At 54.6% G+C, this 14,885-nt stretch carries 15 protein-coding genes; 10 read left to right on the top strand and 5 right to left on the bottom strand.

Translation table 11 applies throughout. The features are described from left to right. Window positions 1–70: 70 nt before the first annotated feature. Window positions 71–1,312, top strand: a complete 1,242-nt coding sequence (locus NYE26_RS23225) for a serpin family protein (RefSeq protein ID WP_339250426.1) — start codon at window positions 71–73, stop codon at window positions 1,310–1,312. An 88-nt stretch (window positions 1,313–1,400) separates the two neighbouring features. Continuing rightward, window positions 1,401–2,147 carry a BofC C-terminal domain-containing protein gene (locus NYE26_RS23220; protein WP_339250424.1) on the top strand — a complete coding sequence of 249 codons (747 nt, stop codon included), beginning with the start codon at window positions 1,401–1,403 and terminating at the stop codon, window positions 2,145–2,147. Window positions 2,148–2,454: 307 nt separating this feature from the next. Here NYE26_RS23220 and NYE26_RS23215 read toward each other — a convergent pair whose 3' ends face one another. Together NYE26_RS23215 and NYE26_RS23210 are read right to left on the bottom strand one after the other, a co-directional pair. Further along, window positions 2,455–3,312 (bottom strand): IS3 family transposase, encoded by an 858-nt coding sequence (locus NYE26_RS23215; protein WP_339257270.1) that lies wholly within the window; start codon window positions 3,310–3,312, stop codon window positions 2,455–2,457. Between the two features lie 11 nt (window positions 3,313–3,323). Continuing rightward, a complete protein-coding gene (locus NYE26_RS23210; protein WP_339223802.1) occupies window positions 3,324–3,620 on the bottom strand; it encodes a transposase in 297 nt (98 codons plus the stop codon). 301 nt (window positions 3,621–3,921) lie between these two features. On the opposite strand from NYE26_RS23210, the gene ruvC reads away from it, so the two are divergent. From ruvC to yajC, 7 genes are all read left to right on the top strand, one after another. Further along, entirely contained in the window at window positions 3,922–4,425 is a 504-nt protein-coding gene (ruvC, locus tag NYE26_RS23205) for a crossover junction endodeoxyribonuclease RuvC (RefSeq protein WP_036690559.1), read from the top strand. Further along, complete coding sequence (ruvA, locus tag NYE26_RS23200; RefSeq protein ID WP_209872343.1) at window positions 4,422–5,045, top strand: Holliday junction branch migration protein RuvA; 624 nt, start codon at window positions 4,422–4,424, stop codon at window positions 5,043–5,045. The genes ruvC and ruvA overlap by 4 nt, the downstream gene beginning before the upstream one ends. Before the next feature lie 26 nt (window positions 5,046–5,071). After that, a complete protein-coding gene (gene ruvB / locus NYE26_RS23195) occupies window positions 5,072–6,079 on the top strand; it encodes a Holliday junction branch migration DNA helicase RuvB (RefSeq protein ID WP_339250421.1) in 1,008 nt (335 codons plus the stop codon). A 108-nt stretch (window positions 6,080–6,187) separates the two neighbouring features. After that, window positions 6,188–8,290, top strand: a complete 2,103-nt coding sequence (locus NYE26_RS23190; protein WP_339250419.1) for a SpoIID/LytB domain-containing protein — start codon at window positions 6,188–6,190, stop codon at window positions 8,288–8,290. Between the two features lie 17 nt (window positions 8,291–8,307). Next, on the top strand, window positions 8,308–9,336 hold the full coding sequence (queA, locus tag NYE26_RS23185; RefSeq protein WP_209872337.1) for a tRNA preQ1(34) S-adenosylmethionine ribosyltransferase-isomerase QueA: 1,029 nt from the start codon (window positions 8,308–8,310) through the stop codon (window positions 9,334–9,336). Between the two features lie 21 nt (window positions 9,337–9,357). Further along, the gene (tgt, locus tag NYE26_RS23180) at window positions 9,358–10,494 is read left to right on the top strand and encodes a tRNA guanosine(34) transglycosylase Tgt (RefSeq protein WP_036690552.1); all 1,137 of its coding nucleotides are present in this window, start codon (window positions 9,358–9,360) and stop codon (window positions 10,492–10,494) included. Window positions 10,495–10,539: 45 nt separating this feature from the next. After that, a complete protein-coding gene (yajC, locus tag NYE26_RS23175) occupies window positions 10,540–10,854 on the top strand; it encodes a preprotein translocase subunit YajC (protein WP_036732365.1) in 315 nt (104 codons plus the stop codon). An 89-nt stretch (window positions 10,855–10,943) separates the two neighbouring features. Here yajC and NYE26_RS23170 read toward each other — a convergent pair whose 3' ends face one another. Together NYE26_RS23170 and NYE26_RS23165 are read right to left on the bottom strand one after the other, a co-directional pair. Then, window positions 10,944–11,768: a phosphatase PAP2 family protein gene (locus NYE26_RS23170; protein ID WP_051493143.1), complete on the bottom strand. Its 825-nt coding sequence runs from the start codon at window positions 11,766–11,768 to the stop codon at window positions 10,944–10,946. A gap of 114 nt (window positions 11,769–11,882) precedes the next feature. Next, window positions 11,883–12,275 carry a TIGR04086 family membrane protein gene (locus NYE26_RS23165; protein WP_209872331.1) on the bottom strand — a complete coding sequence of 131 codons (393 nt, stop codon included), beginning with the start codon at window positions 12,273–12,275 and terminating at the stop codon, window positions 11,883–11,885. 200 nt (window positions 12,276–12,475) lie between these two features. Between NYE26_RS23165 and NYE26_RS23160 the strand changes: the two genes are divergently transcribed. After that, window positions 12,476–13,285: a DUF421 domain-containing protein gene (locus NYE26_RS23160; protein ID WP_036732361.1), complete on the top strand. Its 810-nt coding sequence runs from the start codon at window positions 12,476–12,478 to the stop codon at window positions 13,283–13,285. On the opposite strand, the gene spoVB is transcribed toward NYE26_RS23160, so the two are convergent. Then, complete coding sequence (spoVB, locus tag NYE26_RS23155; protein ID WP_339250414.1) at window positions 13,282–14,883, bottom strand: stage V sporulation protein B; 1,602 nt, start codon at window positions 14,881–14,883, stop codon at window positions 13,282–13,284. The two genes, NYE26_RS23160 and spoVB, sit on opposite strands and share 4 nt — an antisense overlap. Window positions 14,884–14,885: the final 2 nt, after the last annotated feature.

Here is a 14,885-nt window from a genome sequence, read left to right as displayed (position 1 = left end):
TTGCAACTTTTCCCAATCCGCAGCGTCAGTGGGTAGAGAGGTTGCTGACGGATTCAGGGAGGAGATTGGCATGGGCAAAAGATTATCGACACTTATACTGGCCGTACTGCTCTTGGGCGGCTGCAGTGAAGGAGGTTCGGGCATGAATTACGCGGAGAGACAGGCTGCGGCAGCAGGGCTCGATTCGGGTCTGGCTGACAGCAGCAACGGGCTGGGCGTGAAGCTGTTCAGCCAGTTATGGAAGCAGGGGAGCGGGAACCTGACGATATCCCCGTACAGTGCCGCTGCCGCTCTGGCCCTGGCCTATAACGGCAGTGCCGGAGAGACGGCTGAGGAGCTCGGAAAACTGCTGGGCTATGCGCCGGACGAACGGCAGCAGCTGAATACCGGCCAGCAGTCATTAATGAAGCTCTTGAATGATGGAGGAGCAGGCGTGCAGCTGAAGATCGCGAATTCAGTCTGGGGTATGAAGGGCCTGCCGCTGCGCAGGGACTATCTCAAGACCGGTAAGGATTTCTATGATGCGCAGATTAAGACTACGGACCTGACGGCACAGAAGTCTGTGAAGGAGATTAACGGATGGGTGGCTGACCATACGGGGAACAAGATTCCGGAGATGCTCACGGAGCCGCCCGGACCTCAGGCTGTTGCCGTCCTTGTCAATGCGCTGTATTTCCAAGGTGCCTGGAGAGATGTGTTCGAGGAACAGGCTACGAAGCAGGCGGACTTTTATCCTCCGGACGGACCGGCAGTGCAGGTGATGATGATGAAGCGGAGCGGTATGTTCGAGTATGCCGTCCATGAGGATTGGCAGGCGGTAAAGCTTCCCTACGGAGAGGGACAGATGGAGATGGTAGTGGTCCTTCCGGGTGAGCAATCGTCGCTCGCGGAGCTTGTGGGTCAACTGGAGCAGGGGACCCTGCTGCTGGATAAGGGTTTCTCCAGTTCCCGGGGGATGCTGCTGCTGCCAAGGTTCACGGCCAGCTATGGTACAGAGCTCTCCAAGGCGCTGCAGGCGCTGGGGGTGAAGCTTGCTTTTGATCCGAGCCATGGTGATTTCTCTCTTATGTCGGATCTGGACAGCCCGATCTATTTTGAACAGGTCATCCACAAAACCTATATCGATGTGAACGAGCGGGGAACGGAGGCAGCGGCTTCCACTGTAATTGCTATGCGTGCCGGATCGGCGCCCCCTGTAGACCCGCCCTTTGAAATGAACGTCAATCGGCCCTTCCTGTTCATGATCCGGGACACGCAGAGCGGAGTCGTGCTGTTCCTTGGGGCCATTGAGAATCCCCATCGTACGGATTGAATCCATGCTGGGATGAATTTCAAGCATTTACGCATAAATGATCCCTTCACAGGTCACAATAGGAAAAAACCAGAATGAAGGGATTAACGTGAATGCTTTTCGCCTGAAAAAACAACTGTGGCGGCGGTGGAGACGCTGGAAAAAAGCTCCCTGGGTAGGTGCGGCATGCCTCGTGCTGACGTTGCTCGCCTGGCGCGGCATGCAGGTTCCGGAAGAGATCAGTACGCTGCTTAAATCTTCGTCATTCCTGAGCGGAAGCGCAGTGCAGAATCTGGAACCCGGAAGCAGCTTACCGGCTGTAGCCGCCGTATATAACCATACAGACGATGATGCTGAAGAGGATGCCGCCGTGATGAACAGTCAAGAGCTGCTGAAGGCTGTGGGCAAGGAAGCCATCAGCAGAACGGTGCATCTTAAGACCCTCTATGTAGCCGGTGAAGAGGTGCAGACCCTGCCCGGCAAGCAGACTCCGGCTCAGCTTAGCGAGCTGATTGTCCGGCATGCAGGCTGGAGCGGCTGGCTCAGCCGGGAAGGGGACCTGTGGCTGGAGCAGCGGGTCAATGATCTGTCGCCGCTGACCAAAAAAGAAGCCTACTTCGGGGTGGACGAGCAGGGCAATCTGACCTTGTTCCAAGGCCCGCCCGAAGCGGAGCGGGTCATGAAGACCTTTTTCCAGATGGACATGGGCTCCATCAAATCCTCTCTGCCCAAGGGCATCTGGGAGCAGCTTCATCAGGGCATCCGGGTGCAGGATCTGGAGGAGTACAACAGCGTGCTCTCCACCTTCAGCGACTATGCTCGTGATTCCTCTGAACAGGTGATGCATGCGGAGTGAGGGAGAGACTATAGAAGACTCGGGGCGTGCAAGTGGCCTGCGGGTCTTTTTGTGCGGGGAATGAAAGGGAAAAATCCCATTGGTGATGCGGGAAGTGGGGCGGATAAGTAAATGAAGGGGATAAATCCCATAGGTTCGGCTGAAAGTGGGCAAACGTGAAATTTAAAGGTATAAATCCCATAGGGTGGCGCCAAGTGCGGCTAAATGAACGTAGTGAGGAGCATTAATGCCCCTGAATTCAACGAAAGCGGGCCAACTGAGCAAATGAGGAGCATTAATGGACTCCTGTCAAGAAAGTAGACAGCAACTACATCGTTGTTCGCTTAAATGTGGCTGCAAACTGAACCGGAGAAACGTAACCGAGCGCCCCATGGATTCGTTTGCGGTTGTAGAAAAATTCAATGTACTGGAAAATGGCATCATACGCCTGTTGCTTCGTTTTAAATCGATTCCAGTACACCAACTCTTTTTTTAAGAGGCTGTGAAAAGATTCGATACAGGCGTTATCATAACAGTTCCCTTTGCGGCTCATGCTTGCCGTCATCTGGTACGTCTTTAGGCGTTCCCGGTAGTCTTCCGAGGCGTACTGGGAGCCTCGATCCGAATGGTGAATTAAGCCCTTCCCGGGGCGTTTGGCCTTGTAGGCAGCGTCCAGAGCGCCTTGTACGAGGTCAGTGGTCATCCGGTCGCTAAGCCGCCAGCCGACAATCTCCCGGGTACACAGGTCCAGCACACTCGCCAAGTACATTCGTCCTTCCCGGCAGGGAATGTAGGTGATATCCGCCACCCACGTCTGGTTCGGCTTTTCCGTGTGAAATTGCTGGTTTAACAGGTTGGGGGCAATGGGTAACGGATGGTTGGAGTCGGTGGTGCATACGCGAAATCTCTTTGCGACACAAGAGCGCAGACCCAGTTCTTTCATGTACTTGCCTACCGTGCGTTCACTGACCTGGTGCCCTTCACGCTCTAGGAGAACCTTGATTTTGGGGCTGCCATAGCGACCCTTAGAGTCATGAAAATGATAGGCAATCCGCTTCAGCAACAAGGTTTTGCGGCTGGCTTGAGGGCTGGGCTTTGCTGTTCTCCATTTGTAGTACCCGCTCCGGGACACCTGAAAGACATTGCACATCTTCTCCACGCGGAACTCGGAGCGATGATCTTCAATAAACTGAAATCTCAGTTCTTTGGATTGCTGAAGATGTGCACGGCTTTTTTTAGGATTGCCATCTCCTCTGTCAGCTCTGCGAGTTGTTGCTCCCGCTCCTTCAGTTGACGTTCCAGCTCTCTGTATTTGTCTGGAGTCACGATGGGCTCATTCTCAAACTGCCGGTACTGTCCTAGCCATTTATGCAACGTTTTGGCGGGGACATCCAGTTCCAGGGCCAGTTCCGCCACCGTTTTCGTCTGCTCCTGGATGTACTTTACGGTCTGTCTTTTGTATTCTTCATTGTAGCTTCTCCGTGTTCCACTCATGGGGACACCTCCTCGTTAAGCTTATTATCTCTATTCTCTTAACGGGTGTCCACGGTTAACACTAACAGCATAGTGCCCCTGAATCTCCTGAGCCTGACTGGCAGACATACAATACCGTTTCATTTCCCCGGACAAACTTTTTGTCTCCCGGGGAATTTTTTTTGCTATAATGGGTGGAAGGAATACATATGTTCGCTTTAGGGCCGGACGGATGGATGCAGAGGGCTTGTACCCGCAGGGTTATTCTGCCCCGGTATCTATCCGAAAGTATCCGCCCGGGCATAGAGGAGAGAGAAGGACTTTGCGTATTTTGGGGATTGATCCGGGGCTGGCGATTGTCGGCTTTGGCTTCGTAGATAAGGTTGGCAACAAATTAACACCGGTCCAATACGGCTGCATCCAGACAGAGGCACATACCCCGGAAGAAGAGCGTCTGCTGCATGTCTATGAAGGCATGGTGCAGCTGATTGATAAATATAAGCCGGACGCAGTAGCGGTAGAGAAGCTGTTCTTCAGCCGCAATGTGACTACAGCCTTACCGGTGGCGCAGGCACGCGGGGTACTGATTCTGGCAGCCGTGCAGCGCGGGCTTCCCGTGGCAGAATACACCCCGATGATGGTGAAGCAGGCTGTAGTCGGTTACGGCAAGGCGGAGAAGAAGCAGGTGCAGGAGATGGTTAAGCTGCTGCTGAAGCTGACGGCTGTGCCGAAGCCCGATGATGTGGCGGATGCGCTGGCGGTGGCGGTATGCCATGCCCATTCCGTGAGTCTTAATTCCAAATTAAATGAGGTATTGCGAAAATGATAGATTTTCTTAGAGGACCGGTTGCACATTTGGAGCCGGAATACGTTGTGCTGGATGTGCAGGGCGTGGGGTACCGGGTATTCTGCCCGAATCCGTACGCTTTTGCCAAGACTGAGGGTCCGGTGACTGTGTTCATTCATTATCAGACCCGCGAGGATGCTACGCTTCTGTTCGGATTCCCTTCACGCGAGGAGCAGCGCCTGTTCCGCAAGCTGATTGAGGTATCGGGCATCGGCCCGCGCGTTGCGCTGGGCATTCTGACCGGCGGAACGCCGGATCAGCTGATCGCGGCCATCTATCAGGAGAATATCACCTTCCTGACGAAGCTGCCGGGGATTGGCAAGAAGACGGCGCAGCGGATGATTCTGGATCTGAAGGACAAGCTGGACGGCTTCGGCGGGGCAGCCCTGCAGACGGGATTGTTCGCAGTAGCGGCTGAAGCGCAGAGCAAGGCGGAGGCGCTGCCGTGGGAAGAAGCCAGGGATGCGCTGAAGGCGCTCGGTTATACCGATGCCGAGCTGGACAGGGTGCATCTGAAGATGAAGCAGGAAGGCACGGATACCGGACCGGTGGATGTGCTGATGAAGAAGGCGCTGGGGCTGCTGTATACCGCCAAATAGGTCCCTGAAGAACGGAGTGAGGAAGAATGGATGACCGGATTATATCGGCTAATCTGATGATGGACGAGCAGGCGGTGGAATTAAGTCTGCGTCCCCGTTATCTGGGTGAATATATCGGCCAGAACCAGGTGAAAGAGAACCTGAAAATATATATAGAAGCGGCCAAGATGCGCAGTGAAGCACTGGATCATGTCCTGCTGTACGGGCCTCCGGGTCTCGGCAAGACGACGCTGGCCAATATTATTGCCAACGAGCTGGGTGTCAATCTGCGGACCACCTCCGGTCCGGCGATTGAACGGCCCGGCGATCTGGCAGCACTGCTGACGAACCTTCAGGAAGGCGATGTGCTGTTCATTGACGAGATTCACCGTCTGCACCGGACGGTGGAGGAGGTCATGTATCCGGCAATGGAGGATTTCGCGCTGGATATCATGATCGGCAAGGGGCCAAGCGCACGGTCAGTCCGGCTGGACCTGCCGCCCTTCACGCTTATTGGGGCGACGACACGTGCGGGACTGCTGTCTGCTCCGCTGCGTGACCGCTTCGGAGTGGTCAGCCGGCTGGAGTATTACACCATCGATGAACTGAGCTTCATCGTGGCGCGCAACGCTGAACTGCTGGGCATCGAGATTCTGGGCGATGCAGCGGAAGAGATTGCCCTGCGGGCCCGGGGGACACCGCGGATTGCCAACCGTCTTCTGAAGCGGGTACGCGATTATGCCCAGGTCCGGGCCGACGGAATCATCACCCCTGAGATTGCTGCTGAATCGCTGAAGATGCTCCAGGTGGACCCCCGGGGACTGGACAGCATTGACCATAAGATGCTGCAATCCATGATCAGCTCCTTCCGGGGCGGGCCTGTCGGACTGGATACCATCGCCGCTACGATAGGCGAAGAGAGCCAGACCATTGAGGATGTATACGAGCCTTATCTGCTGCAGATCGGTTTCCTGCAGCGCACGCCTCGCGGGCGCATTGTTACGCCTGCAGCGTATCATCATCTTGGCCTTCCGCTTCCCCCGCAGCAGAACTGATTACTGAGAATCCTGCGGAAAGCCAAAACTTCACCGCAACGACGACCAAGCTGCAAGTTCAAATCTTAAGTGCGTGTTTATATCATTAATATTTATAGGAGGCCTACAATGAAACTTGCGAAGTGGACAACAACAGGAATCGGGCTGCTGGGCCGGGGGGCGCTGGCTGCATTGCTTGCAGCAGGCAGTCTGCTCATCCCGGCAGATCACGCCCGCGCCGATTCCGGCGGGTCGATCCGGGTTGCACTGTATGCCGATATTGGCAGCAAATATAAATCTACCGTACCGCTGGTAACCCTGCAGTCCGAGCAGAGCTTCAGCCTGCTTCCGGCAGCCGGCGGCAGCCCGTTATTGTCGGTTCCGGCCCAGAACAAGGTCCGTGTCAGTCTAGACGGGTACCGGGTGAAGGTGCTGGAGACGCCAAGCTGGCAGACCGCTGCGGATGCGGCGAAGAAGCTCCAGTCTTCTTCCAATAAGCCGCAGATTTTTATGGCTGCGAGAGGCGGAGCCAAGGTATATCAGCTATACACTGGAGGCTATGCCAGTGAGAGTGCAGCCAATAACGGGCTGAACGCAGTCCTCAAGGCCGGTCTGGCAATTCCTGAGGGGCAGACCCCTGCGGTGGCCGGAACCAAGCATCTGTCTGCGGGCTCCTACGCTACACTCGAGGAAGCCCAGGCGGTAGTGGGCAGCCTGACCACTGCCGGCTTAGATGCCTGGCCGGTATTCATATCCGGTGAGGGCGGCAGTGCGCGTACCGAGGTATGGGTAGGCGAGGCGTCAAGTGACAGCGAGCTTGCGGCGGTCTCTGCTTCGGCAGCTGCGCTGCTTCCTCAGCTTGCTCTGACGCCTGTGGCTCCGGGTACACCCGGAGTAATGATCCGTATGGACGCAGGGCTCGATTTCAACAGCGAAGTCCAGGCCTTTCATTATCTGTTATCCGGAAGTGACGCAAAGTTCATCTTGTCCGGCAATGAGAAGGGAATTATGCTAACCGAGCGATCCAAACGGATCTATCGCGGCGATATGGAGCTTGGAAATCTGAATGGTTCATTGTCTGTCATTAACGTGGTTCCGCTGGAGCAATATCTGTATGCGGTAGTGGGGGGAGAGGTATCCTCCGGCTGGCCGGAGGAAGCGCTGAAGGCCCAGGCTGTAGCGGCGCGCAGCTACGCGCTGTCCCAAGGGAACCGCTTCGATGTTGCCAATGTGGTGGATACAACGCTCAGTCAGGTCTATAACGGAATCGGTGCCGAAGCACCCACAATCATCAAGGCGGTCGATGCCACTGCAGGTGAAGTGCTGCAGAGCGGCGGCAAGGTCGTAGAGGCGGTATTCTCCTCGAACAGCGGCGGCGTTACGGCTGACCCGTCGGAAGTATGGAACAGCGGCGGCAACTATGCCAGTGTGGCCAGCGCAGAGGATGTGGCTGCGGTGGGCTCTGCTAAGAAGTGGTACTATGTACTGCTGGACAGCGGCGTCTCCGGCTATGCCCGGGAAGATAACATCAAATTAACAGGCAGCAAGACAGCCGCAGGGCTCCCCATTGCCACAGCCACTGCCAAGGATGTGAATATCCGGCCGCTGCCTGTCGTTGACAGCAGTGCTGCTCCGGCAGGCAAGCTGAATCCCGGACAGAACGCCGTAGTGCTGAATCAGGTCTATGAATCCGGCAGCTACAGCTGGATCAAAGGTCCGTATTCTTCAGCCGAACTGCTGAAGAGCCTGGCCGGCAAGACCAGCGGCACTCTGCCCTCTTCTATAACCACTCTGGAGGTTACCCGGCGCGGGCCATCAGGAAGAGCAGTGGAGGTCAAGGCGAACGGCCAGATCCTGCAGGTGAAGTACCCGGATCTGTTCCGTTCCTCCTTCGGAGGATTGCCTAGCACCTTGTTTGATATTGTACCTGCCGGAAGTTATACTGTATTAGGCGCTGACGGCTCTACAGCTGCTATCGGCAGCACCAGCCCGGCCGGAGTGCTGTCTGCCTCGGGCCAAGTGACGTCCAGCGGCAGCGGTACGGTCGTGATGGGCGCGGATCAGACCGCAAGAGTCGTGACCGGCAGTCCGGGCTTCTATTTCATCGGCTGGGGTTACGGGCACGGACTCGGCATGTCTCAATGGGGCGTGAAGGGAATGGCCGACAAAGGGTATGATTATAAGCAAATATTGCAACACTATTTTAATAACGTTACTATAATTAAGAATTAAGGAATGAAGATCCTATTATGAATGTTGAACTTTATGATTTCAATCTGCCGGAGGAGCTGATTGCCCAGACTCCGCTTGCCGACCGCAGTTCATCCAGACTGCTGCTGGTAGACAAGGAGAACGGGCAACTGGACCACGGTCATTTCACGGATATACTGGGGCAGTTCCGCCCGGGCGATACGCTTGTACTTAATGATACACGGGTTATTCCCGCCAGACTGTTCGGAGTCAAGGAAGATACCGGAGCCAAGGCGGAGGTCCTGCTGCTTAAGAATCTCGAAGGGGACCGCTGGGAGGCGCTGGTGAAGCCCGGCAAGAAGCTGAAGACCGGCGCGGTCATTGTATTCAGTGAAGAGCTTCGTGCCGTGATTGAAGATGAAGCAGATATGGGCGGGCGGACACTCCGCTTCATCTATCAGGGGATTTTCCAGGAGATTCTGGACAGGCTCGGCTCCATGCCGCTTCCTCCTTATATCAAGGAAGCTCTGGATGACCGTGAGCGGTATCAGACCGTGTATGCCCGGCATGAAGGCTCGGCGGCAGCACCGACAGCCGGACTGCATTTCACCACCGAGCTGCTGGAGCAGATTGCAGCCATCGGTGTGAATATCGTCTATGTCACACTTCATGTTGGTCTCGGGACCTTCCGTCCCATGTCTGTCGAGACTGTGGAAGAGCATGTCATGCATGCCGAATATTTCGAGCTGTCCCAGGCAGCGGCGGATGTGCTTAATGAAGCCAGAGCAAGGGGCGGAAGAATAATAGCTGTAGGCACAACCTCATGCCGGACCCTGGAGACCGTAGGCAGACAATGCCAGGGCGGGCCGATTGAGGCTTGCAGCGGCTGGACGGATATTTTTATCTATCCGGGTTATGAATTTACTGTCGTTAATGCACTGATCACCAATTTCCATCTGCCCAAGTCAACCTTGGTCATGCTAGTAAGCGCTTTGGCTGGCCGGGAGCTGATTCTCGCCGCATATGAAGAAGCGATTAAGCAGCAGTACCGGTTCTTCAGCTTTGGCGATGCAATGTTCATTTATTAAGCAAGAGGAAGGGTTAAACCAATGGCAGCAATCACTTACGAACACATTAAGACCTGTAAGCAATCCGGGGCACGGCTCGGAAGAGTCCACACCCCGCACGGAATTATTGAGACACCGACCTTCATGCCTGTAGGCACCCAGGCTACTGTCAAGACGATGAGTCCTGAAGAGCTTAAGCAGATGGAAGCACAGATTATTCTGAGTAATACGTACCATCTGTTCCTTCGTCCGGGTCATGAGATCATCGGCGAAGCGGGCGGCCTGCATAAGTTCATGAACTGGGACCGCCCGATCTTGACCGACAGCGGCGGCTTCCAGGTATTCTCCCTGAGCGACATGCGTAAGATCACCGAAGAAGGGGTTCATTTCCGCTCCCATCTGAACGGGGACAAGAAGTTTCTGTCTCCCGAAGTCGCTATGGAGATCCAGAATGCGCTCGGTTCCGATATTATGATGGCCTTCGATGAATGCCCGCCTTATCCGGCTGAATATGAGTATGTGAAAAAATCGCTCGAACGTACCACCCGCTGGGCCGAACGCTGCCTCAAAAGCCATGCCCGTCCGAATGACCAGGGACTGTTCGCTATCGTACAGGGAGGCATGCATGAGGATCTCCGCCGCCAGAGCGCGGCTGATTTGACTTCCATGGATTTCCCGGGGTATGCTATTGGGGGACTCAGCGTCGGAGAGTCCAAGCAGCTTATGTATGAGGTGCTGGATTACACGGTTCCGCTGCTGCCGCAAGGGAAACCGCGCTATTTGATGGGCGTAGGTTCACCGGATGCGCTGCTGGAAGGTTCAATCCGCGGAATAGACATGTTCGACTGCGTTCTGCCTACCCGTATTGCCCGTAATGGAACAACGATGACCAGTCAGGGAAGACTCGTAGTGCGTAACGCCCAGTATGCCCGTGATTTCGGGCCGCTGGACCCGGAGTGTACCTGTTACACCTGCCGGAACTATTCCCGTGCTTATCTGCGTCATCTGATTAAGGCCGACGAAACCTTCGGCTTGCGGCTGACAACGTACCATAACTTACACTTCCTGCTGGAATTGATGCGTAAAGTGCGTGAAGCCATCATGGAAGATCGGCTGCTTGATTTTCGCGATGAGTTTTTTGCACAATACGGATTATATGATAATCTAAAAGGCTTCTAGAGAGTACGGAGTGTTCATGTTTATTCTTGAAAGGGGGGAAATGATATGTCACAGTTTTATATGGCAGCAGGTACAGGCGGCGGAGGCAGCATACTGGGTCTGGTAGGTCCGTTTGTACTGATGTTTGTTGTGTTCTACTTCCTGCTGATTCGTCCGCAGCAGAAGAAGACCAAGGCACGCAACGGAATGCTCAAAGCGCTGAAGAAGGGCGATAAGGTAGTTACCATTGGCGGTCTGCACGGAACGATCATGGAGATTTCGGATGACATCGTTATTCTGCGGGTTAATGATGTAACCCGATTGACGTTTGACCGGGGCTCGATCAGTCACGCAGTTGTGGAAGTAGAAGACAAGATGTAATAGTCTCTCTGCTAAATTACATAAAAATCGGCGTTTCTCTTACGAGAGAACGCCGATTTTTTTATACGTCATATACGGAATTGAGGGCCTTAACGTGTATTGGTGACCCGGCCCCGCACTCTCAAGCCCTGTTCCCCGCTGCGCAGGGTAAGCTTGGCAAGGGGTACGGCGATAGCCGTGGACAGTACAGCCAGCAGGGTGCCGCCAATCATGTCGGTCAGCCAGTGAATGCCGAGATAGAAGATTCCAAACACGATAATAACGGCCGAGATTGTACTGATCACCATCCAGCGGCGGTTGCCTGAGCGGTAAGCGAGCAGAGCCATGGATACGGAGATAGCGGTATGTAGGCTCGGGAAGCAGTTATTGAGGCCGGATAGCGGCCGGTATTCCTGTTCAAACTTCGGGAAAACATCCAGCATGATGAACCGAACCCCGGCAGGCGCATAGGACCACACCTCATTGACCGGAAAGTACAGATAGAACGGAATAGCGATAGCATAGGTTAAAATAATGGTGTAGCAGGTCGCATAGAGGATCACACGGTTTTTGTCCAGCAGATAGATCCCCAGTGAGGCTGCCAGCACGGCCTGCAGCATGAAGATATAGAAGAAGACAATCACCGGTGTCAGCCAGGGAGCGTAGAACAGCTCTTGAACCATCCGGACGAAATGCCCCTCCAGGCCGAAGATAAAACCTGTGTAATCTGCGGTCAGCCGCATCTTTTCTTCGATCTGCAGCTCATATTTATTCAGGGCAAGAATGCTGAACATGCCTATAATAATGAGTGTGAATTTATAGGATCTCAGCAGCTCTCTCCCGATTTCAACTAAGGCCATCAGCGGATTGCGCCGTGCGCCGATCCAGATTAAGATCACAACAATGGCAACGGTATATACAACTACAAGATTCATGGACTGATACAGCAAAGCATTCGAAGCCTCCTTGATAATCGCTCATATGAAGTCAGACATAGGTAGTGTACCATATTTTCAAGGGAAGGTTTCAATTTTTGAAAATTATATTAATTAGGATTTTTGTAAATTAACTCCAAACATTCCTCCAAGTGCGCTAATGCCTGCAGCCGCCAGAACCCACAGGAAGTCCATTCCTCCGGGTGAACTGTCAAGCGCCAAAAATCCGATCAGCAGTACAGCCAGTCCGTATAACATGCCTGTGAGTGCTCCTTGGTACCAGCCTCTGCGGACGGCCCTGCTGCCTGCGGTCAAGCCTCCGAATGCGGCAGCGACGCCGTGCACAATGTAGGTGTACATGGTGAGATCCTGTTCCTGCAGTCCGCTGCCCCAGAGCAGGAGGGAGAGGATGAACGCACCCAGCATCATCCACAGGAACGAGCGGATTAAACCCGATAATACCGGACTAGATATTTTCCATGAGAATAGACGCCTGATCAGAGACATGGTAAAACCCCCTAAAAGTTTGTTAACCGGATACTAATTATTGTATGGGGAGGCTTGCCCCAATAGTACAAGAATAGGCGGTATGACTTTTACCAGTAATTAATCAGCAGCTTTCCGAATGTTCCCTTTACGGTCAGGTCAGAATAGGGGTACATTAATCCGCCAGTATGGGGGAGTAGCGGAAGGGGAGCGAAGAGAATATGTTCCAGCATATTACGACCCATATCTTTCTGACCGTGCTGATGTATATCTTCATTTTCCTGAGCATGCGCATCATGGGCAAACGTGAAATCGGCAAGCTGTCTGTATTTGACCTGACCATTTCCATCATGATTGCCGAGATTGCTGTCTTTGTAATTGAGGATATCGAGCGCCCCATCTATGATGGTGTTGTTCCTATGGCGACTCTGGTGCTGATTCAAGTGCTGGTCGCACAGCTCAGCTTGAAGAGCCGGAAGCTGCGCTTAATGGTGGATGGCAGGCCCAGCATTCTGATCTCGGACGGGAAGATTCACCGGGGCGAAATGCGCAGGCAGCGGTATAATATTGATGATCTGCTGCTGCAGCTCCGCGGGCAGAATATTGTCAGTCCGGCAGATGTGGAGTTCGCTATCCTGGAGACAAGCGGGCAGTTAACGGTGATTGAGAAGAATGCCAACGTCACCTCATCCAATCAGTCGGGCAACAGCAGCTCCGGCGCAGAGCGGAAGGAGAAGAACGGCGATAGCCAGAAGGACTCCGGCGATGCTGAATCATCCGGCGGTGACTCTGCTTCGGTGAAGCTGCCGAAGCATAAGATCCGTTATGAAGGACTGCCGATTCCGCTGATTATGGACGGGAAGGTGCAGGACGGCAATCTTGAGATGATCGGCAAGAACCGGTTCTGGCTTAGAACCCAGATCCGGCAGAAGGGTGTCTCTGATTTCCGGGATGTTTTCCTGTGCTCCGTGGATCATAAGGGAGAACTCTATATTGCCCCGATCAGCCCGGATAAGGGGAAGCCAACCTAACTGCGCCAGCGTCTGAAAAAGGGCACCCGTTCCAGGTCACGTCTGGAGATCAGCCCGGATAACAGGCAGATGCTCAGATAGATGGCCATGCCGCAGAAGGCAGCGGCTAAGAATTGTATCCAATGCGACGGGGAGATCGGAACGGACGTATACACATACGACATCCCGGCGGCCATGATGACCGTAGCGGCCAGGATTTTGAGCGGGTCCGACCAGCGCAAGGACATGGCGGTGAGCTTGACTACACTGTAGCCGTGCAGAAGCGTGACAAGTAAGCTGTTGACCATAATGGCGATGATGGCGCCCAGAATGCCGTACTCGGGCCGGGAGGCCAGCAGGAGAATCAGCAGAATTTTGACAACGGCTCCTATCAGCGTATTGATCAGTGCCTTGCCTGGGCGGTCCATGGCCTGAAGGGCAGCCTGCAGCGGGGCCTGGACATAGAGAAACACAGCGAACGGGGCCATCATCCTAAGCATAGGGGCCGTATCCGCCGCATTGCCGTACATTAGCGTACAGAGCGGTACGGCAAGAATATACATAACAGCAGCAAACGGGGCACCGGTCACCATGGCCAGCCGCAGAGCCTGGTGCATTCTTTTGTGAATCGTAGGCAAATCGTTGCGGGCGGCGGCCTCGGATAAGGAAGGGACAAGGGAGACGGCCAGCGAGGAGCTGAGCACACCCGGCAGCAGCAGCAGCGGAATCACCATTCCCTGCAAGGAACCATATTGTGCGGTTGCGGCTGCGGCTGCGATTCCGGCAAGCGCGAGGCTGCGCACGGTAATAATCGATTCCAGAAGGTAAGAGAATGAGCCGATCAGTCGTCCGGCAGTTACCGGTATTGAAATGCCGATGAGACGCTTGAAGACAGGTGTAGTTGTCTGCGCGGGTTCGCGTCCCGCACTGCCCTGCGTATCCTGAACCATAGGTTCCACGTTAGGCGGGAGTTCAGACCTGTCTTTTTTGTCGTTAAAATAATATTGCCCCAGCAGGGCCAGCATTCCGGCGATCTCCCCCACAGTCACGCCAAGCATGGCACCCGCGGCCGCAAAGGCGATGCCCTTCGGCAGCAGCATCCAGGAGAACCACAGCATGAAGAAGATCCGGATGACCGATTCCAGCACGGAGGAGAAGGCCGAGGGAATCATGTTCTGCCTGCCTTGAAAGTATCCCCGGTAGATGGATGAAACGGCGACGATGGCGATCATGGGGGTCATGCTGACGAAGGTATAATAGACACGCTGGTCCGTCAGAAGAACGCTGGATACCCAGGAGGCGCTGAACAGGGCGACGAAGGTGAACACAATGCCCAGCGACAGGCTGAGAGCGAGGCCGGTTTGCAGGATTTTGCGCGACTGCTCCGGGCGGTTTTCCCCTTCGGCTTCGGCAACCAGCTTGGCAATCGCCAGCGGGATTCCCCCCGTAATTACCGTAATGAGCACAATGAAAAACGGGTATCCGAGCTGATACAGACCCACCCCCTCAGCGCCGATGATCCGGGGCAGGGCAATCCGGGGAATGAAGCCAAGCATCCGGTTAATGATACCGGCTAGCAGCAGGATGATCGTTCCTTGTATAAAGGTCTGTTTCCTCACAG

Origin of the sequence: Paenibacillus sp. FSL P2-0136, assembly GCF_037975325.1 — a bacterium.
Classification (GTDB): domain Bacteria; phylum Bacillota; class Bacilli; order Paenibacillales; family Paenibacillaceae; genus Paenibacillus_AQ; species Paenibacillus_AQ silagei.
Note: the sequence above shows the minus strand (reverse complement) of the source record. Positions and strands in the feature narration are given on the sequence as shown.

Bases quoted from the DNA above. Each gene is read 5' to 3' on its own strand.
- NYE26_RS23225 (WP_339250426.1), top strand. From the start codon at position 71: ATGGGCAAAAGATTATCGACACTTATACTGGCCGTACTGCTCTTGGGC.
- NYE26_RS23210 (WP_339223802.1), bottom strand. From the start codon at position 3,620: ATGAGTGGAACACGGAGAAGCTACAATGAAGAATACAAAAGACAGACC.
- ruvA (WP_209872343.1), top strand. From the start codon at position 4,422: ATGATAGATTTTCTTAGAGGACCGGTTGCACATTTGGAGCCGGAATAC.
- ruvB (WP_339250421.1), top strand. From the start codon at position 5,072: ATGGATGACCGGATTATATCGGCTAATCTGATGATGGACGAGCAGGCG.
- NYE26_RS23190 (WP_339250419.1), top strand. From the start codon at position 6,188: ATGAAACTTGCGAAGTGGACAACAACAGGAATCGGGCTGCTGGGCCGG.
- queA (WP_209872337.1), top strand. From the start codon at position 8,308: ATGAATGTTGAACTTTATGATTTCAATCTGCCGGAGGAGCTGATTGCC.
- tgt (WP_036690552.1), top strand. From the start codon at position 9,358: ATGGCAGCAATCACTTACGAACACATTAAGACCTGTAAGCAATCCGGG.
- yajC (WP_036732365.1), top strand. From the start codon at position 10,540: ATGTCACAGTTTTATATGGCAGCAGGTACAGGCGGCGGAGGCAGCATA.
- NYE26_RS23170 (WP_051493143.1), bottom strand. From the start codon at position 11,768: ATGAATCTTGTAGTTGTATATACCGTTGCCATTGTTGTGATCTTAATC.
- NYE26_RS23165 (WP_209872331.1), bottom strand. From the start codon at position 12,275: ATGTCTCTGATCAGGCGTCTATTCTCATGGAAAATATCTAGTCCGGTA.
- NYE26_RS23160 (WP_036732361.1), top strand. From the start codon at position 12,476: ATGTTCCAGCATATTACGACCCATATCTTTCTGACCGTGCTGATGTAT.